23 protein-coding genes and 1 other RNA gene are annotated in these 24,299 nt (G+C 45.2%); 3 read left to right on the forward strand and 21 right to left on the reverse strand.

Features of this window, described 5'->3' with window-relative positions; all coding sequences use genetic code 11:
- Window positions 1-57 precede the first annotated feature (57 nt).
- From HP570_RS25025 to HP570_RS25055, 7 genes are all read right to left on the reverse strand, one after another.
- Window positions 58-531, reverse strand: a complete 474-nt coding sequence (locus HP570_RS25025) for an SRPBCC family protein (RefSeq protein WP_012683847.1) — start codon at window positions 529-531, stop codon at window positions 58-60.
- A 251-nt stretch (window positions 532-782) separates the two neighbouring features.
- Window positions 783-1,379, reverse strand: a complete 597-nt coding sequence (gene recR, locus HP570_RS25030) for a recombination mediator RecR (protein ID WP_012683846.1) — start codon at window positions 1,377-1,379, stop codon at window positions 783-785.
- 28 nt (window positions 1,380-1,407) lie between these two features.
- The gene (locus HP570_RS25035; RefSeq protein WP_026134079.1) at window positions 1,408-1,719 is read right to left on the reverse strand and encodes a YbaB/EbfC family nucleoid-associated protein; all 312 of its coding nucleotides are present in this window, start codon (window positions 1,717-1,719) and stop codon (window positions 1,408-1,410) included.
- Between the two features lie 45 nt (window positions 1,720-1,764).
- Complete coding sequence (gene dnaX / locus HP570_RS25040; protein ID WP_173627513.1) at window positions 1,765-3,462, reverse strand: DNA polymerase III subunit gamma/tau; 1,698 nt, start codon at window positions 3,460-3,462, stop codon at window positions 1,765-1,767.
- Between the two features lie 141 nt (window positions 3,463-3,603).
- Window positions 3,604-5,037 carry a PAS domain-containing sensor histidine kinase gene (locus tag HP570_RS25045; protein ID WP_012683843.1) on the reverse strand — a complete coding sequence of 478 codons (1,434 nt, stop codon included), beginning with the start codon at window positions 5,035-5,037 and terminating at the stop codon, window positions 3,604-3,606.
- 241 nt (window positions 5,038-5,278) lie between these two features.
- An RNA gene (gene ffs / locus HP570_RS25050) (signal recognition particle sRNA large type) lies at window positions 5,279-5,543 on the reverse strand.
- A gap of 55 nt (window positions 5,544-5,598) precedes the next feature.
- A complete protein-coding gene (locus HP570_RS25055) occupies window positions 5,599-7,362 on the reverse strand; it encodes an HD domain-containing phosphohydrolase (protein WP_173627514.1) in 1,764 nt (587 codons plus the stop codon).
- 214 nt (window positions 7,363-7,576) lie between these two features.
- Here HP570_RS25055 and HP570_RS25060 point away from each other — a divergent pair, with 214 nt between their 5' ends.
- The gene (locus HP570_RS25060) at window positions 7,577-8,467 is read left to right on the forward strand and encodes an EamA family transporter (protein ID WP_173627515.1); all 891 of its coding nucleotides are present in this window, start codon (window positions 7,577-7,579) and stop codon (window positions 8,465-8,467) included.
- A gap of 124 nt (window positions 8,468-8,591) precedes the next feature.
- Here HP570_RS25060 and HP570_RS25065 read toward each other — a convergent pair whose 3' ends face one another.
- Both HP570_RS25065 and HP570_RS25070 read right to left on the reverse strand, forming a co-directional pair.
- Complete coding sequence (locus tag HP570_RS25065) at window positions 8,592-9,251, reverse strand: DedA family protein (RefSeq protein WP_012683840.1); 660 nt, start codon at window positions 9,249-9,251, stop codon at window positions 8,592-8,594.
- A gap of 12 nt (window positions 9,252-9,263) precedes the next feature.
- Window positions 9,264-9,863 carry a class I SAM-dependent methyltransferase gene (locus tag HP570_RS25070; protein WP_012683839.1) on the reverse strand — a complete coding sequence of 200 codons (600 nt, stop codon included), beginning with the start codon at window positions 9,861-9,863 and terminating at the stop codon, window positions 9,264-9,266.
- Between the two features lie 238 nt (window positions 9,864-10,101).
- Here HP570_RS25070 and HP570_RS25075 point away from each other — a divergent pair, with 238 nt between their 5' ends.
- Window positions 10,102-10,410, forward strand: a complete 309-nt coding sequence (locus tag HP570_RS25075) for a DUF4870 domain-containing protein (protein WP_012683838.1) — start codon at window positions 10,102-10,104, stop codon at window positions 10,408-10,410.
- Window positions 10,411-10,491: 81 nt separating this feature from the next.
- Here the strand turns inward: HP570_RS25075 and HP570_RS25080 are convergent, their stop codons facing one another.
- The 8 genes from HP570_RS25080 to HP570_RS25115 form a co-directional block, all read right to left on the reverse strand.
- Window positions 10,492-11,124, reverse strand: coding sequence for an NAD(P)-dependent oxidoreductase (locus tag HP570_RS25080; protein WP_064202255.1), 633 nt, complete (start codon window positions 11,122-11,124; stop codon window positions 10,492-10,494).
- A 189-nt stretch (window positions 11,125-11,313) separates the two neighbouring features.
- Window positions 11,314-11,703: a rhodanese-like domain-containing protein gene (locus tag HP570_RS25085; protein ID WP_012683836.1), complete on the reverse strand. Its 390-nt coding sequence runs from the start codon at window positions 11,701-11,703 to the stop codon at window positions 11,314-11,316.
- A gap of 24 nt (window positions 11,704-11,727) precedes the next feature.
- On the reverse strand, window positions 11,728-11,994 hold the full coding sequence (locus HP570_RS25090) for a metal-sensitive transcriptional regulator (protein ID WP_173627516.1): 267 nt from the start codon (window positions 11,992-11,994) through the stop codon (window positions 11,728-11,730).
- 115 nt (window positions 11,995-12,109) lie between these two features.
- Complete coding sequence (locus HP570_RS25095; protein WP_007719857.1) at window positions 12,110-12,592, reverse strand: DsrE/DsrF/DrsH-like family protein; 483 nt, start codon at window positions 12,590-12,592, stop codon at window positions 12,110-12,112.
- Window positions 12,593-12,676: 84 nt separating this feature from the next.
- Complete coding sequence (locus HP570_RS25100) at window positions 12,677-13,465, reverse strand: sulfite exporter TauE/SafE family protein (protein WP_173627517.1); 789 nt, start codon at window positions 13,463-13,465, stop codon at window positions 12,677-12,679.
- A gap of 340 nt (window positions 13,466-13,805) precedes the next feature.
- Entirely contained in the window at window positions 13,806-14,030 is a 225-nt protein-coding gene (locus HP570_RS25105) for a sulfurtransferase TusA family protein (RefSeq protein ID WP_173627518.1), read from the reverse strand.
- Between the two features lie 62 nt (window positions 14,031-14,092).
- Window positions 14,093-15,244, reverse strand: coding sequence for an MBL fold metallo-hydrolase (locus tag HP570_RS25110; protein WP_173627519.1), 1,152 nt, complete (start codon window positions 15,242-15,244; stop codon window positions 14,093-14,095).
- A 13-nt stretch (window positions 15,245-15,257) separates the two neighbouring features.
- Window positions 15,258-15,839 carry a sulfurtransferase TusA family protein gene (locus HP570_RS25115; protein ID WP_173605698.1) on the reverse strand — a complete coding sequence of 194 codons (582 nt, stop codon included), beginning with the start codon at window positions 15,837-15,839 and terminating at the stop codon, window positions 15,258-15,260.
- A 175-nt stretch (window positions 15,840-16,014) separates the two neighbouring features.
- Between HP570_RS25115 and HP570_RS25120 the strand changes: the two genes are divergently transcribed.
- Window positions 16,015-16,443, forward strand: a complete 429-nt coding sequence (locus tag HP570_RS25120; RefSeq protein WP_012683830.1) for a DUF4275 family protein — start codon at window positions 16,015-16,017, stop codon at window positions 16,441-16,443.
- 81 nt (window positions 16,444-16,524) lie between these two features.
- Here HP570_RS25120 and HP570_RS25125 read toward each other — a convergent pair whose 3' ends face one another.
- From HP570_RS25125 to HP570_RS25140, 4 genes are all read right to left on the reverse strand, one after another.
- Entirely contained in the window at window positions 16,525-17,823 is a 1,299-nt protein-coding gene (locus HP570_RS25125; RefSeq protein WP_173627520.1) for a penicillin-binding transpeptidase domain-containing protein, read from the reverse strand.
- On the reverse strand, window positions 17,807-18,337 hold the full coding sequence (locus HP570_RS25130; RefSeq protein ID WP_173627521.1) for an RNA polymerase sigma factor: 531 nt from the start codon (window positions 18,335-18,337) through the stop codon (window positions 17,807-17,809). Before HP570_RS25130 ends, HP570_RS25125 begins: the two co-directional genes overlap by 17 nt.
- A 335-nt stretch (window positions 18,338-18,672) precedes the next feature.
- Window positions 18,673-20,421, reverse strand: a complete 1,749-nt coding sequence (locus HP570_RS25135; protein ID WP_173627522.1) for a methyl-accepting chemotaxis protein — start codon at window positions 20,419-20,421, stop codon at window positions 18,673-18,675.
- A 604-nt stretch (window positions 20,422-21,025) separates the two neighbouring features.
- Window positions 21,026-24,295, reverse strand: a complete 3,270-nt coding sequence (locus HP570_RS25140) for a DEAD/DEAH box helicase (protein WP_173627523.1) — start codon at window positions 24,293-24,295, stop codon at window positions 21,026-21,028.
- Window positions 24,296-24,299 lie beyond the last annotated feature (4 nt).

A 24,299-nucleotide genomic window follows, 5' to 3' on the forward strand; every position in this document is an offset into this window, starting at 1 on the left:
CCTCACGCTCCTATTTCACTGTATGTCTCGTCCATTCAAAAAAGTCCGGCATTTCTATCAAGATTGCAAAGCTTTGATCTGATCTTCTGCCACTTGCTTGAGATATTCATTACGCGTTCGTAAAAACCGCGTCATATACGCCTCCAGGAACAACCAATCCGCGAGCTTTCCCAAAATACCCAGCGGAGATGTGTAATCAAAAATGTCGATCATCCTCGTCTGATTGTCCGTAATCGGAATGAACTCATGCGTGTGATGAAACCGTTTGAATGCGCCAGAAACCATTTCATCCACGAAATAGCACGGTTCCTCCATCTCTGTGATTTTCACCGTCAAATTCTGCTTGATACCGAAGTGAATGGCTTCCCAGGTAACAGTCTCCCCCAGGTTTATCAGTCCGCTCGTTACTCCTCCAATGGCTCTCTCCTTCGTGCTGGCGGTTGATTCCATATGCAAATCAATGCTTCTAGCAGCATCAAAGCAGACCTGTCGCGGAGCATCTATCAAAAACTCCATACGAATAACTGGCATCCTGCATCCTCCTCTTGAAACGAAAAAAAAGACAGGCAGACCCCGTCTTCTTTTCTATCTATAGCGTACTTTAGGATAATATTTAAAAAGTCGTCCTTTCAGCACCGAGAAAGTGGCGAGAACCTGAAGAAGGAGGAGCGGAGTGTAGGGGACCTACATGAGCACCGGACTTCGAAGGTGAACGACAATTTCGATGTCGAATGATCATCTAGAACTACATCGTGATCAAAGGACGACTTTTTAAAATTCCTTTATAGGTCGCGTCTGCCTTCCAATGCTTTGGTCAGCGTCACTTCATCGGCGTACTCCAAATCTCCACCGACTGGCAAGCCGTGGGCGATACGCGTCACGCGAATGCCAAAAGGTTTAATCAGCCGGGAAATGTACATCGCTGTTGCTTCCCCTTCGATATTCGGATTGGTCGCCAAAATGACTTCCTTCACCTGCTCGTCACCGAGGCGCTTCAACAGGTCAGGAATGCGAATATCCTCCGGACCGATCCCATCCATAGGAGAAATCGCCCCGTGCAAAACGTGATAATACCCTTCAAACTCTCGCGTCTTCTCCATCGCTACCACGTCTCGCGGCTCTTGCACCACACAGATGATGGAGCCGTCACGGCGTTTGTCCCGACAAATATGACATGGATCGAGATCGGTAATATTGTTGCAGACCGAGCAGTAATGAAGCTGACGCTTGGCATTGACCAATGCTTTTGCCAGATCAAGCACGTCGTCCTCTTTCATATTGAGCACAAAAAAGGCAAGCCGCCCAGCCGTTTTGGGACCAATGCCGGGCAATTTCATAAAACCATCAATGAGCTTTGAGACCGGTTCTGGATAAAACATCGCCTACTCCTCTTTTCCTGCCCAATTTTTAGAACAGGCCTGGGATGTTCATGCCTCCAGTAAATTTGCCCATTTCCTTGCCTACCATTTCATCTGCTTTGCGCAGTGCATCGTTCACAGCAGTGAGCACCAGGTCTTGCAGCATTTCTACATCTTCAGGGTCTACTACTTCTGGCTTGATCACGATGTCTTTGATTTGCTTATGTCCATCAATTTTCACAGTGATAGCACCACCACCAGCAGAGCCTTCCACGATTCTCTCTTTCAAGCCTTCTTGTGCTTTTTGCATTTCTTCCTGCATTTTTTTCACTTGCTTCATCATTTGTTGCATTTGCTGCATGTTTTTCATTGAGGTATCCTCCCTAAATGGTTATGAGTGTATGATTTAGTCTTTGACTTCAACAAGACCTTCTCCGACGAGCTTGATGGCTTCCGCAAAAAACGGGTCCTCTTCTGGCTCATCAGAAGCGTCTTTTTGACCAACCTGCTGGTCTACACTTTGCCACTCTTCCTCCATGACAGACAAGAGCTGCAAGGGCCTGCCCAACACCGTAGACATAACGCGCTCGATCACGCTCCGAAGCTCTGCCTCCATCGTCTTATCGCAATGGATAGAACTGTTGAAGGTAACGACAACCGCTTCATTGCCGGCAGCTACCGGTTGACCATTGACTAGCCAAGCCTGGTACTGGATCTTGATCTTTTTCAGTTCGGTCAAAATTTGACTCCACTGCCCACGCACTTGTCTCGTCAAATTCTCATCCATGGCCTTCGCGACTTCCCTGACTCTGTTCATCGGGGTTCGTGAACCACCAGAAGCCGCAGCTATGCGCCTTGGTTCGCTCTTGCGCGTTTCTTCGGCCTTTTGCTGGCCGGGAATGCTCACCTGACCTTGCATCACTTGAACCAAACGCTCTTCCAAAACGCGGATACGATTGGACATCGCGGTCAGTTCCTCGCTGTTAACGGGTGAGGCTCCCATAGATTCCGTCGCATTCGCATTAGGCTGGCACATTTTGACAAGGGTCAGTTCAACCAGCACCCTTGCATAGGTCGACCATTTTAATTGCGACAAAGCCTGATTGCAGGTCTCAATCGCTGCGTAAAGCACCGGAAACGAGTACAGCTTTGCAACCTCTGCAAACTGGTCATCAATCATGGTCCGCTCGACAATCTCTTCTAGCTGCGGAGCTGTCTTCAATAACAGCATATCGCGGTAATAGTAGAGGAAATCGTGCAGGAACTGCTCCGGGTCCTTCCCTTGCACCATGACTTTATCAAATTGCTCCATGACCTGCGCAATATCATTTTCGGCAATATGTCGCGCAAGCACAGAAAAGTAAGATTGGGCAACTGTGCCCGTAATCTGCATAATATCACTAGCACGAACCTCGTCCTTGCTATAGCTAATCGCTTGGTCCAACAAGCTAAGAGCATCACGGGCTCCACCTTCAGCCATCTTCGCTACGAGCTGCAGGGCCTGCTCCTCCACCTGCACCCCTTGTGACTGGCAAATCCTTTGCAAAAGATCGACCATCACTCTCAGTGGAATTCGGTGAAAATCAAAGCGCTGGCAACGAGAGATAATCGTAGCTGGCAGCTTGTGCGGCTCTGTCGTCGCCAAAATAAAAATGACGTGGGACGGCGGCTCTTCGAGGGTTTTTAACAAAGCGTTAAATGCCTCTGTCGTCAGCATATGCACCTCATCGATGATGTACACTTTATACCTGACGTCGCTCGGGGCAAATTTCACTTTGTCGCGAATGTCGCGGATCTCTTCAACACCACGGTTGGATGCCGCGTCGATTTCCAGCACATCCGTTACAGAACCGTTGGAGATGGCTCTACACGTATCGCATTGATTGCATGGCTCGCCATCTATGGGCTGCTCGCAGTTCACTGCTTTCGCCATAATTTTGGCTGCACTTGTTTTTCCCGTACCTCGGGGACCGTTGAATAAATAGGCATGGGACAGCCTATTTTCGCGTAAAGCATTACGCAAGGTTGTCGTAACATGCTCTTGTCCGACTACGTCTTGAAAAGTCTGCGGTCGGTATACGCGGTATAGCGCGGTATAAGCCATGTTCGTGTGACACTCCCCATCTGCACAGTCCTCTTCTATATCCTATTCAGTATACACGATTGCCACCGTTCGTACAAAGTGAACGGACATGTCTCACTTAAAAAACGCCCCGTTCACAATTGTGCGGGACGCATTCTACACCTAATATGGCAGCATGATATGGAAGGTCGTCCCAAACCCTTTGGAGGAGACACGGATTTGACCGCCAATATCGTGAATGATTTTTTGGCAGACAGACAATCCGAGCCCTGTCCCTTCCTCTTTTGTCGTAAAAAACGGATCAAAAATCTTATCAATAATGTAAAGCGGAATGCCTGGACCTGAATCGTGAATATCGATACTCACTTTGTCGCCATCCTGATCGAAATGATGGGAAATCTGAAGCGATCCCTGCTCTCCCATTGCTTCTATTCCATTTTTGCAGATATTAATGAACACTTGCTTCAATAGCTCGTTATCCCCGACGACCATCGGAAGCTTACCGCAAGAGGCAAACTGGACATCAATTCCGTACAGATTCGCCTGTGACTCGACGATCGGCAAAATTTCCTCAAAAACGGTATTTAAGTCGACCATGGAATATTGAATATTACGCGGCTTGCTTAATAGCAGGAATTCACTGACTAAAGAATTGATGCGATTGATTTCTGTGAGCATGATTTCGGTGTACGTTTTCTCCCTCTCCATGCCACTGTCACCAAATAACTTGAGGAACATTTGCAGAAAACCTTTGATCGAGGTAAGGGGATTGCGAATCTCGTGTGCTGTACCAGCAGCAATTTGCCCGATCATCGCCAAGCGCTCATTCCGCTCGAGCTTTTGGGCGAAGGATCGCAGGTTTGTTATGTCTTTGAAAAGAATAAACGCCCCCACTATTTTCCCTGACTCGTCTTGGAGTGTATTTGCGTCGACAATCAGCTCATAGCGTTGGTTGTCATTCGTCCAAGAAGTCGCGACATTTTGCAGCTTTACGCCTTCCAACAGTTCTTTTTTAATGAACCGATGCGGTTCGGGGATGCCGCTAAATACTTGATCGACGTGCTTATTGATGACGTCCAGTCTCTCCATACCCAGTAGCTTACACGCCGTCTGACTGGCTTCGATAATGATCGATTTCTCGTCGAGGATAAACAAGCCCATGCTTGTATCATAGGTCAGTTTGGTCAGCAATCGTTGCGATAAAAGCTGATCGCTTTCTTTTAGGAGTTGGGGAAAATGAATCATGTACAGAAGTTCTTCTGCTTGCTGTGCCATGATCATGACAGATGTGTTCCTGCATTTCCCTTGTTTATCACGCCATTCCAGTTCGACCTCGCCTTTGGTTCCCACTTCTTCTTCCCTTCGCAAATATTCCTCATACAGGTGCTCTATGGAACCTCGATGGGGAAGAAGAGAGCTGATTGGCTGATTGACTAGTTGATCGCGTGAATATCCGGTTACACGAAGCAGTTGTTCGTTGACCTCCACGATACTACCCGCTTGATTCACCAATAAAACGGCAGTAGGCAGTTGATGCATGAACCGCTGCAATCGACCGGACGAGCCAACGAGATGTAACGAAGAAAGTGCACTCATTGCTTGTCCCTCCTGGCCTATGACGTATTTTGAAAGGAAAGAAACCGAAATCCTTTCCGCCTATTATGAAAATTCGTGAAAATATTCATAAAACCTTCATTCTATCCGCTTGAAAAGCATGGAAATGTTTCGCTAGTTATCGTCAAATTGCAACAAAAAATAATTGGATCGTAAAATAAACATAAACAAAAATAGCATGCTTCCCTTTGGAAACATGCTATCTGTACATGCGTGATAAGTACCGTGCACCTATCTTCGATAATTCTTATCCAAGCGTTACTTATGGTAGCAGCTCAGAGCAGGCTACCCTGCGGCACACGCGATGATCCACTTATGGCTGCTTCCTTCCGGACCTGACCAGATTCATGGGTTCGCGTTGCACAGGACCCGCTCCTCAACACCGCCGCCATAAGGCAGCCTCACATAAGAAAACCTAGGATAGGAATTCAACCCTGCTGTTGCGGATTGCAGGTTACAGGGCACCGCAACCTCCCCGTCTAGCACGGTAGAATTAGAATACCAAAGTTAAAAGCCGATAGCAAGGAGTAAACCTATCCAGTGTTAGGAAATCTCTCTATCCTTACTAACTCTTCCCTTGCAATCCGCCGATTGTGTAATCTGAATAGCTCCATCCTCAAAAGCCTTCTTAAAAATCGAAACAATGGAGGGATCGAACTGTGTTTTTTGGCATCGCAGAATTTCTTCGTATGCCTCATTTGCTGACATGGCTTTGCGATAGGAACGTGTAGAAGTCATCGCATCAAACGTATCTGCAACGGCAAGAATACGCCCGATCAGCGGGATTTCTTCCCCTTTGAGCTGATCAGGGTAACCTTTTCCATCCCATCGCTCATGGTGATGCCGCACCCCTGGACTGATATGAGACAGGTTTTCTATCTGCTCCACAATTTTTCCACTGATGATGGAATGAGTTTTCATGCATTCATACTCGTCAGGTGAGAGCTTTCCTGTTTTTAAAAGGACGTGATCCGGAATGGCTACTTTTCCGATATCATGCATTAATCCAGCATAACGTAAATCATCTCGTGAAACGGCAAGCTGCTCCTGTTGCTGTAAATAATCATAGATGATAAGGGCGTAGTGTGTAACTCGTTCTGAATGTCCTGCTGTATAAGGGTCCTTCATCTCTACCGCTAAATAAAAACTGCGAACGATTTGATCCAGGCTCTGTTGCGAATACTCCCGCTCTCGGGTAATTAACGAATGCATCTGTTCTGCCATGGTGTTGAACTTATTCTCCAGTAGCGTTATTTCTTTCATTCCCTGTATCGGGACGCGTATAGAAAAGTCCCCTTTCAACAAGGAGTCAGTGGCGGATACCAAGCTATAGATCGGCTCACCAATCCATTTTGATAAACGATGAGCCACATAACAGGCAAATAAAATAACGATTAAAAGGGTGAAAAAAAAGATGAGGTTCAATCGTTGTAACCGTTCATTAATCCCGTCTCTTGGCAACCACTCAAAATAAACACCACCGCTTTTTTCAGATACTTGACGGTATACGTAAATGTCCTTGCCTTGGATGAGCAAAGAAAAGAGTCCTTTTTCATTGGAATGTTCCCACTGAGTGCGCACGATTTCATAATGAGGAAGCCCCGAAACATGGCTTCCAATCATCGCTTTATCGGTGTGAATCATAATGGTTCGGGAGGGGGAAAGAACCATCATGCCATACTCTTTTGGAACGACGTAGGTACGGACCCAGTCAGTCAGTTTATCCAGATCGATTTCCACCAATAAAAGCCCCGTAGCTCCTGGATTCGAACTCTCCAGACGCTTCTCGAGAAAAAATGATCTTGGATACTCCTCTTTCTCCCTTTTGGTTAGAAAATCTACCCTGCTTTCTCCGGTTCCCCAATGCTCTCGTTCCATAAATTGATTATCCGCACTCCAGCTCTTATCTTCGCGTAAGGAGAAGACTCTCCCATCTTCACCGAGAAAAACAATATTGCCTACCACGTTTTGTTTGTGGGAGAAACGATCGAATAGATTTTGGACAGCTTGTTCCTGCGATGGCCATCCACGCCGGATGCCATTTTTATTTCCCTCGACAAAAGATGGTCCCTCTGTCATACGCACAGTCAGCCTAATCGCCAATTCATCGGTATCCTTTTGGATAGACTGAAAAAGAGACAAAAGACGTTCATCGACGAGTCCTATATTCGCATCCATGTTCGTCTTGTATAGCTCAAATACTGCCTCTTTGGCTTGATCATAAAAAAGGAAGCAAATAAAAATAGTAGGGCCTAGAATCAATAATAAAAATGTGGAAAATAATCGATCCCTCCACTTCAGGTACACAAGCCTCCCCCTTTTTTCTCAGCTGTTCACTAATCCTATAGCTACACCATTTGTAGTGGGTACGATTATATAGTGTCACTTCACTATTTCCCGCTGGGATCAAACGTAAACCTTTGTTCGAACCAAAAATGGAATCTTTTTCATCCATAGACAAACGGACGCTGTCGTAATATTCTAGCTAAGAATTATTATCGTATGTGAGGAGATGCATCAGATGAGATACATCCTCCTGGTTTTTCTCGGAGCATGTAGTTACGGCATACTATCAACCATCGTAAAGCTTGCCTACAAGCAAGGGTATTCGCCCGCAGAGGTAATTGGTGGGCAAATGTTTTTGGGCTTTGTGCTGACCTGGATACCCGCTCTTTTCTTCCTGCGAACCAAGCCTCCCCTTCGCCAGTTGCTACTATTGGTCGCTGTCGGTCTGACTGTCGGTTCGACGGGAATGATGTACTACAATGCCCTGCAATATATCCCAGCTTCGATCGCCATCGTCCTTTTGTTCCAGTTCACGTGGATGGGCGTACTGATTGAAGCAGTGATGACTCGCCGGATGCCTGGAAAGGAGACGATTTTTTCCCTCCTGTTGCTGCTGACAGGGACACTTTTTGCAGGAGGAATTTTTGAGAGCGGTGGATTGGCCCAATTTCATATCCTGGGTGTCATATTCGGCCTTCTCTCAGCCGTTTCTTTTACATTGTTTATTTTGTTCAGCGGGAAAACCGCCATTTCTGTTAATCCGTGGCTTCGTAGTTCCAGCATGGCGACGGGCTCTTTTCTGTTGGCCAGCCTGATTTACCCACCTGCTTTTCTATTCAACGGAGCATTGTTGGACGGGTTGTTTCCATACGTATTTTTACTCGCCTTTTTCGGGATTTTGATCCCGACGGTTTTTTTCAATTATGGTATGCCCCACATCGGACCGGGGATGGGAGCCATATTGGGAGCAGCTGAGCTACCTATGGCTGTACTCTCCTCCTATGTCATTCTGAATGAATCTGTCTCTATACTCCAAGTGAGCGGTGTCGTGATCATTTTACTCGGAATCATCTTGCCGGAATGGCTGCGCCAGCGAAACATTCGAAGAAACAAGGTTACCTCATAAACGTTGTCCAAAGCCCATCCATTGTGCCACTACCACACAGACGGACGGGTTTTTTTATGATAAAAATAAAAAAACCTCTGCTCCACGCAGAGGGGTTGTTGACTTCGTCATTATTCCATTCGGGTTACTCTTTTCGATCAGGATCGATCATCAGTGGCTGTGGCGCAGCTGCCATGCTTTTTTGTTTTCTCCAAACGGTAAATCCATAATAAGCAGCAGCAATGAGAACGAGTACACCTAATACAGAAAAAATCACAGTTCGATTATTTAACAAGGCCACATAAGAAGTAAGCAGCTCCACCTTATTTCCCATGAAATGACCAAGCAAAAACAAGATCAGTGTCCATACAAAACCGGTTGTGTACGAAAACAGAGCGTACCGTGGAAACGTCATTTTCCCGATTCCGACCAAGTAAGGAACCACATGCCTGACGACAGGAAAGAAATAGCTGATACAGAGAGCGTAGCTTCCGTAACGATCGAGCAGCGACTGCGCTTGCTCTACGTACTTGTTCATTCCTTTTTTGCGACTAATCCAGTTCAGTGCAGGTGCACCTAGCCATCTCCCGAGCACATATCCCAATGACAGCCCAGACACAACACCCAAATAGGTTGCAATAAATGCAGGAAAGACATGCAGAAGTCCCATCGAGGTCAGCACTCCCGCAGACAGCACGATCACCTCGTCAGGAATCGGCATACCAACAATCCCTAGCCATAACATAAAGAAAAGCGCAAAATACCCAAACTGACCCACAGACTGGGACAGCATATCGACAATCATTTTGAAATCCTCCTAGCCGACACCCTTACCATCATCCTTTCGGCAGATGTAGACAAAGGCAGGTGGCAGATTCAATGGAACCATTTTCACCGATACTTGTTCAAATACAGAGGAAAGCTGCTTTTTCATTTGCAGTGAATATTGAAAGGCAACAAATACTCCGCCTGGTTTTAGCGCATGATATACCTGATCCATAATTTGATCACGCAGCTCTTGTGGGAAGTTGGCAAATGGCAATCCTGACAAAATACAGTCGGCTTTCCCCAATCCTGCGTCCGTAAGAACTCGATTCAAATCTACCGCATCTTCGTGGAATCGTACATCGGGAAATTGTGGTTCCAACCTCATGCGCATCTTGGTCTCCTTTTCAAAGGATACCAGTACGGCTTCCGGTTTTTTCTTTTGCTCGATCCACTTCGTAAAAATCCCCGTTCCTGCTCCTAATTCCACAATTGTATGTGCTTGCTCCCAGTCGATGGGCGCAACCATTTGTTTACAAAGCGCACGGGAGCTAGGAGTAATACTGCCTACTTGGCCAGGTGACCGCAAAAAATTATAGAAGAACATCATCCGATCCTTCATGCTGGATGGATGATGACAATCGATCATCATGTTTATATACTCCCTTCTCAGTTCTTGCTTATCCATATATCATATCCAAAAAACATTACGAATTATCTACCAAAAACGAAAGATTTTCTTACTACTATAACAGTAAACGAATGTAAATAAAAATTCCTCCGTCTATAGTCGGAGTAAATAATCACGCTTATGATGGTTTTTTGAGTGATTTCTATACGTTACAATGTCACTAGATCAAGATTTACATCGAATCAAGGAGGACTTATTTATGGATTATAGAGGTGTAAAAGTCATCACGCACGCTAGCACATTTTTTGCACCGATCCTTGTGCCAATTCTGGTCTGGCTGCTCGTACAAAATCGTGACGCCAAAAATATGGCGCTGCAAGCTTTGTTCTTCCACATCATTATGACGGTGCTCATCGCGATTTCCTGGTTCTTCACCTTCTTGTTGATCGGGATTCCGTTCCTGATTGTGTTTGGACTGATGGCGATCTACTACCCGATTAAAGGTATCCTTTACTCCTTAAATGGACGCCCGTTTTCCTACCCATTCGTTGGTGGGATTGGCCGATAATCTCGATACACAACAAAGACCAGCTATCCTTTGGTAGGAAGCTGGTCTTTGTGTTCAGGTAGAGCCTATTTTCAATCGAGATTAGGAGCCTACTGTGAAGCGCTCATTTTGATGCTTCGGATTTTCGATTTCATCAAGCATCGCCACTGCATAGTCAGCATAGCTCACATAGCTCTGTCCACTCGCGTTCACTAACAGATGGTCTTTTCCGAGTCGGTACGCGCCTGTTCTTTCTCCTGCTGCGTCAAAAAAGGCAGATGGACTGATATACGTCCATTGAATGCCGTTTGACTCTTCCAATACACGCAAGTACTCTCCATGCTTTTGTGCAGTTGCCAAGTAAGCCTTAGGGAAATCAGGAGTTTCTACTAGGCGCAGTGTTTTGGCTTCGTCTACAAACAAACTGCCTGCACCACCTACAACGAGCAAACGAGTAGAAGGAGCACCCTTCAATGCTTCAATCAGAGCCTTCCCAGACTCGACATGCAAATGTTCTTGACCTGCTGGTGCGCCAAAAGCGTTTACGACTACGTCAAATCCATTCAAATCTGCTGCTGTCAGGTCAAACACATCTTTCTGAATCACAGCTACATCTTTTTGCTCGATTTTGGATGCATCACGCACAATCGCTGTCACTTGATGGCCACGATCCAACGCCTCTTTCATAATTACCTTACCTGCTTTACCGCTTGCTGCTACAATTGCAATCTTCATGATGATATTCCCTCCGTTTTGTATGTTTTAGATGTAACTTATTTAGTTACAACACTTCCAAAAAGAATAGGCGTTTACCGCATCGCCTTGTTGTAATCATTTTAGTTACAACGAAACGAAATGTCAACCCTGTTTTTTTAACACATAAAAAAGCACCGGGGTATTCACACATACACCAGGTGCTAGCTGTTACTTCTTTTTTTTCGGACCACTCCAGGTGATGAACCCGCCTTGCAGGTGAGCCATCTGCGAAACGCCGTGTTTCTTTAAAATTTTTGCTGCCCGCTTGCTACGCATCCCGCTCCGGCAGTATAGCAATATATCGTTTTTGCTGGAAATTTCTTTTGCACGTTGGTCGAGCGCAGACAAAGGGATATTCACTGCTGATGGAATGTGACCCGCTTTATATTCGTGCGGTTCGCGTACATCGATGAGCAGCACCCTGCTTTTTTGGTTAACCCGTTCCTTGAACTGATCTGACTTGAGATTTTCCAACCCCTTTACAGGAAGGAAGCGAGAGATGAGATACCAAATAATGACCGCATAGGCGAACAGCAAAAGAATCGTAGTGAAACTCATAGGAAGCTCCTCTCCAAAATCGGTTTAACGGCTCTTGACCAAAAGCTCTACGGCTTCTTTCACCAGCTTGCTCGTGTCTCCTCCAGCAGCCTGTTCCTCTAACAAACAGCGTTGCAGGTTTTCCGCTACAATCTGGGCAATCGCCTTGTCTGAAGCGTTGCGAACGGCAGAGAGCTGCGCTACTACGTCTTTGCAGTTTTTCTGCTCTTCCATCATGTTCAGCACACCGCGGACTTGTCCTTCGATTCGTTTTAAACGTCTTTTAATATCGTCACTATAGTTGTAATCCATATGAATTCCTCCTGTTTCACGACAAGGCATACGTATCAATCTTGGAACTAACTTACATACAGGTATCTTATGCGAAATACAGGCAATGTCAAGCCAAGCGCCTACGCGGGCTGTATTAAATAAACAGGTTTACTTTTGCCTGTGTCGCATCCCCCAAATAAGCAGCTACACCTGCATACTCCATTCCGTCGAGCAATTCCTCCTGTTTGAGGCCGAGCAAGTCCATCGTCATCGTACAAGCGACCAGCTTCACTCCCTGCTCCTGTGCCAGCTCGATGAGTTGTGGAAGCGTCAGGGCATTGTGCTTTTTCATGACATGCTTGATCATTTCTGGACCCATGCCCATCATGTTCATTTTAGACAGCCCGAGCTTCTTGGCGCCCCTTGGCATCATCCAACCGAACGCTTTTTCAAGCCATCCCTTTTCTACCTTCACGATCTCGTCTTTGCGCATCGTATTGAGTCCCCAGAAGGTGAAGAAAATCGTGACATCATGATCATAGGCAGCAGCTCCGTTCGCAATAATAAAGGCTGCAATTGCTTTATCCAAGTCACCGCTAAACAACACAATCGTCGTTTTTTCTTTTTGTTTTTCCATGTAAGAACACTCCTTCATAATACTCATACTTGTATAGGTATAAAAATAAGCAAAAGAAGCTTTTGCAACGAAAAGCGTCTTTCCTTATAGAATGTCACTCCAAATCTTGATCGCCGTTGCACAAATCAGCACAATCAGGCCATAACGCAAATATTTCACATCGCTCTTGGCGCTGACCATACTGCCCACCGGCGCCCCCAAAACACTTCCGATGACCGTATACAAAACGGGCACGAGCGGAATTTGCCCACCCGACAGCTTCCCGATCACACCACCTATTGCGGAGATGAATACAATAGCCAAAGATGAGGCAATCGTCACCCGCGTAGGTATTTTCAGCACGGTCAGCATGATCGGAATGAGGATGAACGCTCCCCCTGCACCGACAATCCCGGATACGATTCCTACGGCAAACGCAGCACCAGCAGCAATGAAGCGATTATATTCGACCTCCCCTGCTGCCACTTCTGTCCCTCTATTTTTCACGAGCATCAAAATCACAGCGATGATTGCCAGTATCCCGTACACCAAATTAATGCTTTCATTCGACAAGTATCGGGAGAGAGCTGCACCAATCAGGCTTCCCCCCAAGATACTTACCCCCATATCTCTGACGAGTCCTTTATGAATCAGGGGCGAGTTTTTCCCGTATCTTTTGCGGAAAGCCAGTACGCCAGACAGCGACGCGAAAAATACTTGAAACATCGATATCATCGAAACTTCTTGGGCGGAAAACTGCGCTACCCCTAGTGCCGGTGGTATAAACAGGAGCATCGGATAGCTGATGATCGCTCCGCCAATCCCAAGCAACCCGGAAAAAAAGGAGCCGACAAAACCGATAGAGACCATAAGCAGAAGTAGCAAAACGTCCATATATCCTCCTTGCATTCCTACCTAACACATCGGAATGCTCAACCCTCTTTTCAAATGAACCATCTTCAAGTAAAATTAATTCCAAGTAAATAACTATGAATAAGGTGATTTCGATGATTCCCTTTTTCAAATCCATTTTTCAGCATCGGTGCCCCACCTGCCAAGAACCTTTGCGCTCACACAATAATGCCTTGTTCAGTGAAAAGCAGTGCCCAAATGGCCATTACAAAGAAGAAATCTATACGCACCTTGGCGTACGTATCGTTTATGAAAATCAGGAGTAAGCGAGCACGACACGAACCGTTAGCGGCTTCATCCAAAAGTGCTCGCTTCTGTCTCCCTACAGCTTTTTCACTAAAAATTTGTATACACCGTTATCAACCTCATGGGAAACCAGCTCATTCCCGGTTTGCTTGACCCAAGCGGTGAAGTCGTTCAGAGAGCCTTTGTCCGTCGAGAGTACCTCCATGGTTTGACCGGATTGCATTCCGTCCATTGCTTTTTTTGCTTTGACGATTGGCATCGGGCAAGCCAGGCCTTTTGTATCTACCACCATATCCGCCATTTTTTATTCCTCCTGTTATATAAATGCGTGATCAAAGGACGATTTTTTGAACTACCTCTTGGTTACTTATCGTGAATGGCGCAGCGATTTGGCCCTACTTCCATCTCTTGTTGTTCCTCTTCGCTCGGTTTTAATTTCCCCATGTTCACTTGACGAATCTCTTGGTACGCATTCGGCTGCGGCGGCAAATGATGCGTAACGATATGCCGGAATTCACTTTCATCCGCAATCGTTAGCCCTGGATTGTTGCGATACAAGTCACCCAACCGGGCAGATACGACACCCATTGGACCAAGCTCCGTGTAGCTGCCAAAATGTGCAGGCAGCACGACTAAATGCTCGGGAAGCTCTTTATATCGATTATACAAGGTGTTATGAAGGTCTCCCACCCAATCTTCTGCTTTCCCAGCCAAATCGGGACGTCCGATCGAAGCTACGAACAGACTGTCTCCCGTAAGAAAATACGTATCATCGACAAGTAGTGACGTACTCCCGATGGTATGTCCGGGGGAGTAGATCGGCAGGATCGCGATTTTGGTTGCACCCACCTGGATTTCCTTCCCTTCCTCTAGCTTACGATAGGAGTACGTAACTTCTTCCGCATCTTTTTCTGGAAGCCAATACGATGCATCGAGTCGTTCTGCCAGCTTCTTTCCACCAGAAATATGGTCGGCATGCAGATGGGTATCGATGGTGTGCTTAATCGTCCATTGATGCTTGGCTGCAAATGCTTCGTACACATCCGTCATCCGCAATGTATCGACGACAGCCGCTTCCCCTCCTGATACGATCATGTAAGACAAGCAGCCTTTCCCAATGCGGACAAACTGATAAATCGCACCACCATCACGGAGTTCTCCCACCTTCACTGGCTCCAGATGCTCACTCCACGCCTTCATGCCTCCTTGCAGGTAAGAAACATCCGTAAAACCCGCTTCTGCCAGCATCTCTGCGACAAAAATAGACGAGCCCTCTTTTGCACAGACGACCAACACCTTTTGATTCACAGGGACTTTCTCAAGAACACTCTCCACCCCATCCAGCAAATCAAAGTAAGGGATGTTCATGCTCACGACTCGATGCCCTTCGATTCGCCAATTCTCATAATCGCTCGTATTGCGAACGTCTAGAATAAACAATTCCTCCTGAGCAAAAAGAAGCTGTGTTAGCTCGTGTGCTGTCATCGCCTTCACACTTGTTTGTTGTTCCATCATCTTTCCCTCCCCCTTATTGTTTTTCTGCCGGGCCATTCCAGCCGGACATACCCGGTAGCACATTAGTGATTTTGGTAAAACCTTTTTTGGCCAGCAACTGACATGCCATGTCGCTGCGTTTGCCGGATCGGCAGATCATGTAGATGTCGTCATCGAGCTGTAGCTCATCCAAGCGCTGCTCCAATACTCCCAGGGGTATCGAGATGGCTACAGAAATGCGGTGAAAAGCGTATTCTGCCGGTTCTCGCACATCAATGAGCGTCAGCTTCTCGTTGGCTTCCAGCTTTTTTTGCAGTTCTTCATTAGAAATGGTCCGCAAGAAATTCGTCTCCTCTTTCACCTCATGGGTACTCGCTTTTCGCAGGAAATGCTTCCATACTTCCCCCTCCTGAATCGAGCCTAAATATTCATGCCCCGTATTGTTTGCCCAGCTCTTCAGGTCAGCCAATGACCCTTTATCCGTCGCCTGTACCTCCATCACTTGACCCGGTAACATCTCTTCCATTGCTTTTTTTGTGCGTACGACAGGCATTGGACATGCCAAGCCTTTGCAATCTAATGTTTTATCAGCAGAAAAATTCGATTGTACGGACATGTTGTCTACCTCCTACTTTTTGAATGAAAATGTGATCAATCAACTTTATACGTATACCCCTATAGGTATTATGATATGCGCCTCGTTTTTCTTTGTCAATAGTCGAAACGTGACCGACCTACTCTTTCATACGTATTTTCTTAGAAATGAACTTGTATCAACATGGAGGCGCCCAATGAAACTAGCTGACCGGATGAAGGAAAAGAACACGAAGACAACAGAGCTGTCTATTTGGGGACCATACTTACGGGAAGAATGGGAAAAGCATTTTGCGAGCCATCTGACCGAAGAGGATAAAGAGAGGATTTTTCTCAAAAATAAAGACGGCTACCAGGGGTATCTGTGGCATTTATTCAGCTATAAACTGAGAGATTGTCTTGAACGCGAGGAAGCGGATGAAGCCTTTCAGCAGGTGGCCCATGAGTCGTACTATGTGTTTTACCAGCTTGCTAACGAAGTTCTGATCTTGGAAAATGCTGCGAGGTTTTCTGTCGCGGACTTGGAAAAGGAATACGATGTGTACATCGTGGATAAGGACTTTACGTGGACGTATGTGAAGACCCATGAAACCGAGTGGTGCGGGCCTTATTTTTGTAAGAAGTAGAATGGGGAAAACAAAAAGAGGAAGCATTCGGATACCTTTAGGGGTATACCGCTATGCTTCCTTTTTTGATGGATGGGTTGATTATCGTTTTTGGAGATACTGCAAACTGTTTTCCATGATCTCTATGAAAGGGGGAGCAACAATTTCTTGTCCCCATAATCTTACCCAGAGGTCTGTATTCGGATTATCAACAGCTATGTAAACCAATAGCTTTGGATCATCGCTTGGTGCAAATCCGATAAATGAATACGTATATTTTCCATCGATGAAATTTCCTTGCTGGTCGCGTTTCTGCACTATTCCTGTACGCCCAGCGACTGTATGCTCTTTTATGGAAAAGGCTGTATCTGAGCCAGGTTTGTTGTTTACTAACGTCTCTAAAATTTCTCGAACCTGTTTGGCTGTTTCCCCTGATATGACTCGATGCCCTTTGTCAATGTGATTCGTTTCCTCCCTCGTGACATGGGGTTTCATCAATTCACCCCCGTTGGCGATGGCCCCGACAGCAGCTACTTGTTGAACGGGAGAGGCAGAGCCAGCAAGTCCATAAGCTGCCATTGCCTTATTATAGGGAGTATCCATGTTTGGTATCTTTCCAGACTGTTCATTTAATTGTTCTGTGCCCGTTTTCGCTCCAAAACCGAACCGTTCAAAATATTGCTGTAACGAGTCCTCTGGTATCCGTTCACTGAGCTTGGCAAAAGCGACTTGAGAAGAACGTTGAATACCCTCTAAATACGCAATCTGTCCCCAGCCCTTCCCAACATTATGGTCTTTTATAAACTTGCCCGGGGTAATCTCGTAAGTTCCGGACTCATAAGTTTCGTAGTTCTTATACTTCCCCTCTTCAATAGCAGCCGCCAACGTCACGATCGGAAATGCGACCACAGGATCTGACATCGCCCTGACTATGTGTGGAACTCGGTCAGTTGGTCTTTTCAGATTCCCCATCCCAAGAATTTCTCCGTTATTTGGATCGGTAACAATTACCGTCATATTTTCAGGCTGATAGGCTTTGTTGGTCTTATGTATCGCTTCTTCTATATAGTCCTGAATTTGTGAATCGAGGGTCAGAACCTTATCTGTTTGGGATGTCGTTCCTGCGGCTTGTGCCTTTTGACTCCCCTCTGTATTCATCTGTTGTGCGCTCGGCACGGCCTCCGAAGGCATCCACTGATAAGCGATAAACAATAAAGCCAATGAAGCAACTGCGCCTCCGATTACCTTGGCATATTTTTTGCGCTTTTTCATTTGTTCGAGCAGCTCCATTTCTCGACGGATATGACCCGCGATTTCACGTCGTTTGTCCTCGTCCATCTGAAGCGACGGAAATGCTTGCAGCACTGTGCTTAGCTCTTTTTCTTCAAAAGATGACGTCATGTAAATTGACCTCCCTGCCGCTATTGCCTATTTGTTTTTGCAATTCCTTGATCGCACGATGGAGCGTCGTGCTGACTTTTTCTTCACTCCAGCCCAAGATTTCTGCCGTCTCTGCTGTAGATACTCCCTCGATCAACCGCAGGATGAGAACTTCTCGATACGTGCTTTTCATGTGATTCATCGCTTCATATACTTCTTGCAATTGTTCCTTTAACACCAATGCCTTCTCTGGTGTACGCTCTTTGGAAGTGAGGAATCGGAGGACGTTTTCGGGGAACCAGTCCATCATTTTTTGCTTTCGCCTATTATCAATCGCTGTATGGCGTGCGATGGTCAGAAGCCATGTCTTGGGCTGTGCCCTTCCTTCGTAGCTTGATAAGGCTCTTAGCGCCTTCGTAAAAACTTCCTGGACTAAATCCTCGACATCTCTCCGTCCGGTAAAATACGCGAGGTAATTGTAAATATCATGGCCGTATTGCTGGAACCATCGCTCTATTCGGTCATCGGAATCCATTCGTACACTCCTTTGTGAAGTTTGTATCTTATTAGACGCAAAATTAAAATTTGCTTACAGTTTTTGTGATAGAAAAAAAAAATGCTGTCCCACCTAAGCTTTTATCTAGGAGGACAGCACCTTTTGACGATAATACGTTATTCAGTGGAGGCGTTTAAAAATGGAGAAAAAAAAGTGTTAGAGAGACTAGGGTCTCGGATTATCGTGATATTTATTTGTAACCATAACATCAAGTTAATCGGATATATCCTTAGAGGTCCCTATGAATTGCTCTTTTCCGAAAAAAACGCTTCTTCTGCCGCCCAAGCAAACAGAAGAAGCAGTCTGGTTTTGAATTATACTTTGAACTTGTTGATCTGCTCCTGAAGCTCCTCAGCCATCTTCGAGAGGGAATCCGCTGACGAAGCGATCTCCTCTGTGGAAGCCTGCTGCTGCTCCGTAGCGGCAGATACGTTGTGCACGCCGCCCGATGCTTCCTCTGCAATCGCCGAAATCTGCTCTACGTAATTGACAACCTCGTCCGCGCTTGCCGCCATCTGTTCCGCGCCTGCAGATACTTCCTGAATCTCACCCGCTACCTTGTTGACCGCATTCGAGATATTCTCGAATGACTGTCCGGCTGCTGTGACAATCTCCATGCCACTTCGCGTCTCGTCGCTGTTCATTTTGACCGCTTCAACCGCCTTGCTTGTATCATTCTGGATCAGCTGTACTAGGTCAGTAATTCGTTGGGCAGACAAAGAGGATTCTTCGGCCAGCTTTCGAACCTCTTCGGCAACGACAGCGAAGCCGCGGCCATGCTCTCCAGCTCTCGCGGCCTCAATCGCCGCATTCAGCGCCAGCAGGTTCGTCTGACTCGCCATATTGTTAATAACCTCGGTGATCGTTCCGATCTCTGCCGAACGTTCTCCCAGACCGATAACGAGCTCGGAAAGGGACGTGATGGAATTACTGACAGCATTCATCTGTTCGACCGCTGCCTTAATGATCATATTACCTTCCTCAGATTGTTTTGCTGCGTCAACGGCCGATACCGATACGCTCTGTGCTAGCTGTGCGATCTGTTCCGAACTCAAAGCCATTTCACCCATAGCCTGCGAGGAGTTCTTGACAATATTGACCTGCTCGGAGGTACCCACAGCTAGTTCCTCGACCGTTTGGGAAATTTGCTCGGATGCCTTCGCATTTTGCTCGGCGCTGGCTAGTAGCTCCTCTGACGAAGCTGCTACTTGCTCAGAAGTCGTAGCAACCGATTCAATCATGGTGCGGAGATTCGCTGTCATCGTGTTGAAGGAAGCTGCCAGCGTGCCCAACTCGTCTTTATTCCGTAGCACAATCGTCTCGCCCGTTAGATTGCCACTCGCGATCAGGATAGCGGCCTGATTCATTTTCTGGACAGGTTTTGAGATGATGTGTGACATGAAGAAGGCGATGAGCAGCGCAATGGCCGCCGCAGCGAACGTAGACACCATAATGATAACAAACGCTTGCTGAGAAAGCTCTGAAGCGCTTTGACTAACCTGTCCGGCCCCCTCATTGTATATATCGATCAAGTTCTTGATATTATCATTGGCCTCGTACCACAATGGGTAGGCCACGCTATGTAACTTGCTTGCCTCATCATATTTGTTTTCTCTGCCCAACTTCACGAACTCAGGCATTTTTTCCAAGTATGCATCGTATTTGCTGTTAAACTCTTCGAACAGATTGGCAGCCTCACTGCCTTCCTTATTACTGGCATACACAAGCGTCTTAAGTTTCTTCCGTTCATCCTCGATTTTGACGAGCAGTTGATCCAGAACCTTCTTCTGCTTCGTGAGCTCCTCCTCGTTCTGTTCAACGATAATATCGAGCGCAAGACGCTCCACATCGGAAATGTCTCCATTCATCGTGCCAAGCAGGGTAACTGCTGGCATCCATGACTTATTGATATCCCCGGATATCGTGGTTACTCCTTTGATCTGGCTTAATGCAAAAACGCTGACAAATGCCAGCAACGCAACAACTGTAAGAAACCCCGCAAGTAATTTGGTGCGAAGTGAAAGCCCTGTTCTCCCCATTGTATTTCCCAACTTGCCACTCATGCTCCCCACTCCTCAGATGCAAATATATGAAACCAATAAATATATCGACATATAACACAACGAAATGTAGAGTGAGGGAAATCGATTTTCCAGGGTCGATAATCCCATCGCAATAGCGGATGCAGCGGCATTCACAAGTGGCGGCAACTGATACAAAAAATGGAAGCATATTTTTGCCACAGTGGCAAAAATTGTGACTTAAACCATAAACTTGCCCCACAATAAAGCATAATCTTGCCATAGGATTGCATATTCTTGTTCTTCACAGACTAAGTTTCTCTGGCTTCTTCAAAAAATTAAAGCATAAAGTTGCCTTTAGTTTATTTAACAACCATAAATTTACCGTAAGTATACAGAATAATTCATTAACTAATGCCCTTTATCTCACGTCTCAAATCGTAACTTTATATTGACAACAATTTGAGGTAATAACAAAAAAGAGCGTCTTTAAACGCTCTTTTCTTTAAGTGAGGAATGATGATGTTAATAAACCTATTTAAAGAATAGAATAATAAAGTGAAGACAGCATTGATCTAATTACTCAAATGGATATATGGATACTGATGAACCACCTTATCTTTAACCATATATCTATAATATTTAACTAACTACTTTCTCCTGAGAGTTGTTGCCAAATTGATTTAAAATCTTTCCCAGTCATAGTTGCATTCTTAGGTCGTAACATTTCCCACTCTTTATCAGAAAGTGATTTAATATAGGCTTTGGCTGTCATAGGACTAGCGAAAGCTAGACTTCCCCCTGTTTCGTTTACAAATCGCTTCCCTAGTGATTCGGCAATACTGCGGGGGATCGAGTTCATCCTCATAAGAATTGCTGCTTCGCTATTTACACCATAATAAATCATTGCTGGCAAGTTATTGTACCTCCGCCTTTCTTCATCGGTCATTTTATCAAAATCAAGTCCTGAATTAGGCAATTTACTTAAAGAAGCAAGTCCCCAGGTACCATAATTAGTTAGGTTACGATAGATTGCTTTACATGTTGTAGATAAAGCGGTTGTTAGACTCTGCTCGTCCAACTCTTTCCCTTGTGCAAAGTATGCCTTTGCTATTTCTTCAATACTTGTACCATTAACCCAATCATGAGTAATGTCAGCTATTCTTTTATTGTCAAACCCCTTACCACCAATTTCATCCAATGGTTGAGCTAACTCCGTTACGCTAAACATTACTCCAACTAAATTTTGAAGTACTTTAGATTGAGAACCAAATAAACTCTCTGGCTCCCAATCAGATGAGTTTAATTTATTCTCCAATCGACTAAGACCTGCAATTGCTCTCCCTACACCTTCTGGTGCAAAACCTGTGGTATCTGCTAAAGCAGAAAAGCTGGATTTTTGTGCTAACTCGGCTACATAAGCCTTTGTAGCACTTAAGAGAGCATTTGCTTTTTCCTGTGATTTTGGATCATTAACTTTGTCCTTTAAAGTCTTATATCCCAGTGTATTTCTAAGCAACAGTTCTGTCTCAGTGAGAAGCTCCTCAAGATTTTGTTTTTCGTTCCACAGATGTGCAATATAAGATCGAAATGCACTCCACTGCTCCTGATAGATAACTGTATGAAGTTGATTTAACTTACCTGCTTTGTCCACTTCATCCAGCAACTGCACAAAAGTTGAAAGTAAAGATTCAACTGCATTTTTTAAAAAGTTTATTGTTTTTGTTCTATCCTTACCAGCAGCTACTCCAACAACACCTACGCTGTCCTGATCCATACGACCAGCTCTTCCAGCCAAGTTCCAAAAGTCCCTAGCAGACATTTCATTAGCTTCTTTTCCCTTTGGTCTTCCTGCTTTAAATCTTGAGGATAAGAATATTGATGACACTGGAAAGTTAATTCCCTGTGTTATAGTGCTTGTCGCACATAGTACATCCAGCTCTCGAATCTCTGCTAACCACTCCATCAATGAACGAACTTCGTCTGGCAAGCCCGCATGATGGACACCAATTCGCTTGTTTAGTAGATTAATTAACTGAAATTCAGGACTCAGTTCTGTCTCAAGAAAACGTTTTACTAACGAGATTTCCTCAGAAATAGGTTTGGTCTGCTTTATACTTTTTTCAATGTTTCGAGCCATTTCCCAAGTATCGGAAATTTTCCTACCAATCGCAATACTAGTCCCACGTTCTGAAAAAATCTTTGCCATTGCACCAGTTTGGTTTGTCAGGGATCGAGCCTTTGTTACACTTAAATCTAAAGGTTTGTTCCCTCCAGCTGTATGCTCACCTGCTAAATGTATCGTCTTTTGTGTTGTAATCATTGTCTCGTATTTCATGGTCCAGTCTCGTTTGTCTGGGCATATATCGTAAATCCCCACAATTCGGTCGTTTGGTTGCCATGGAGTGGTACTTAAACTAATAGTTTTCCCCCTAGCTGGGGCTAACCATTCAACTAAATCTGAGGAATTCGGCACAAATGGCATTAGTAACAGAAAGTTCGCTTTGTCACATTCTCTTTTAATCGTAGCTAATAACAACTCTAATCTTAGCCCGCGATCCTCGTCCTCAATATTATGTGCTTCATCTACAACTACAAGGACAAGAGGTCTCGATACCTTCTTATTTCTGATGATTAAATCTAATTTTTCTGGTGTCATCACTAAAATATCAAAAGAATTTTGTGATGTCTCAGTTAATAGCGCTTCCTCAAATCCATCAATATCAATTGCTCCTGTCATTTGCATTACCTCGACACCTATTGGCCCGAAATCTCTACGTAATCTACGGGTTATTTGGGATACAAGCGCTCTTGTAGGTGCAATATACGCTACCCAACCTCGATCTGCATCAAATTGATTTAACGCAAGTAACATCCTAAACTGAGCAAGTGCTGTCTTCCCGCCGGATGTAGGCAAATTAACTACAACCGCCCGATTAGCAGTATCCAACAATCCTTGTTCTTGCAGAGCAGCTCGTTGCGGTGGCAGTAATTCAAACATTCCTTGCGCTTTAGTTACATGTTTTACAAATTTGGACACCCTTGAGTTAATCGTTTGGAATGTCCACCATAATGACCCAACAACCATTTGCCTTGCTACGACGTGAAGCCACCTGATCACATTTTCAAGCGTTATATCTCTTCCATTTTTCGTTGCTTCAGCTGATGCTTCAAAATGACTGTTTAAATCTTCAAGCACAGCTGATGGTTCGCCTTGGAGCATATAAAGAGATAATATTTCTGTTGCTCTTGCCCAATGATAAAGAGCAATTAACCGATATGCTGCAAACTTAGACGCAGAATTATTGTTAGAGAGATACTCCTCTTCATAAAATTTTTGTTCCTCCCGTAATTCCGCAATTAGTTCCCGTATTCGATCAACGTCGTCCCAACTTTCTTTACGTATGAGCCTAATCCAACATTCATATAGACGAATAAGTATTCGTTGATCCCACTCTTGGTTATACAACCTTGGTGGCTGTATGTCCTCAAATTCCTCTCTAATCCAGCGGCGAATATCAGACCATCGATCCCCAGCATAGGCAAGTCCAATTAAGCGAAATACGTGAAGCATTTTCCCTTCATCATCTATAGGTATTCTTTGAACACGAGCGTACTCATACGCGAGAAAGGCCCCTGCTTTAGATTTTCTTTCCATTTGCAGATTATCACTCGTTGGGTGCAATAAAGCTTTTAAACCTTCCAATGCGCCAAGCTCATATGCTAAGGCGACACGCTGAATAAGACGCTCATCTCCATCGATGTTTTCATACCCTATATCCAGCTGATTTCCAATAACTTTATGGACCAAACGTGCTTTCCGTAACTCATCAGCTTTTTGCATATCCTTTTCTGAGATCGCCCGAACCGTCCAATGCTGCTTGATATTCTCAATATCTTGGTCCAAAATTATCATTATT

This window comes from Brevibacillus sp. RS1.1, from assembly GCF_013284365.1.
Classification (GTDB): Bacteria; Bacillota; Bacilli; order Brevibacillales; family Brevibacillaceae; genus Brevibacillus; species Brevibacillus brevis_D.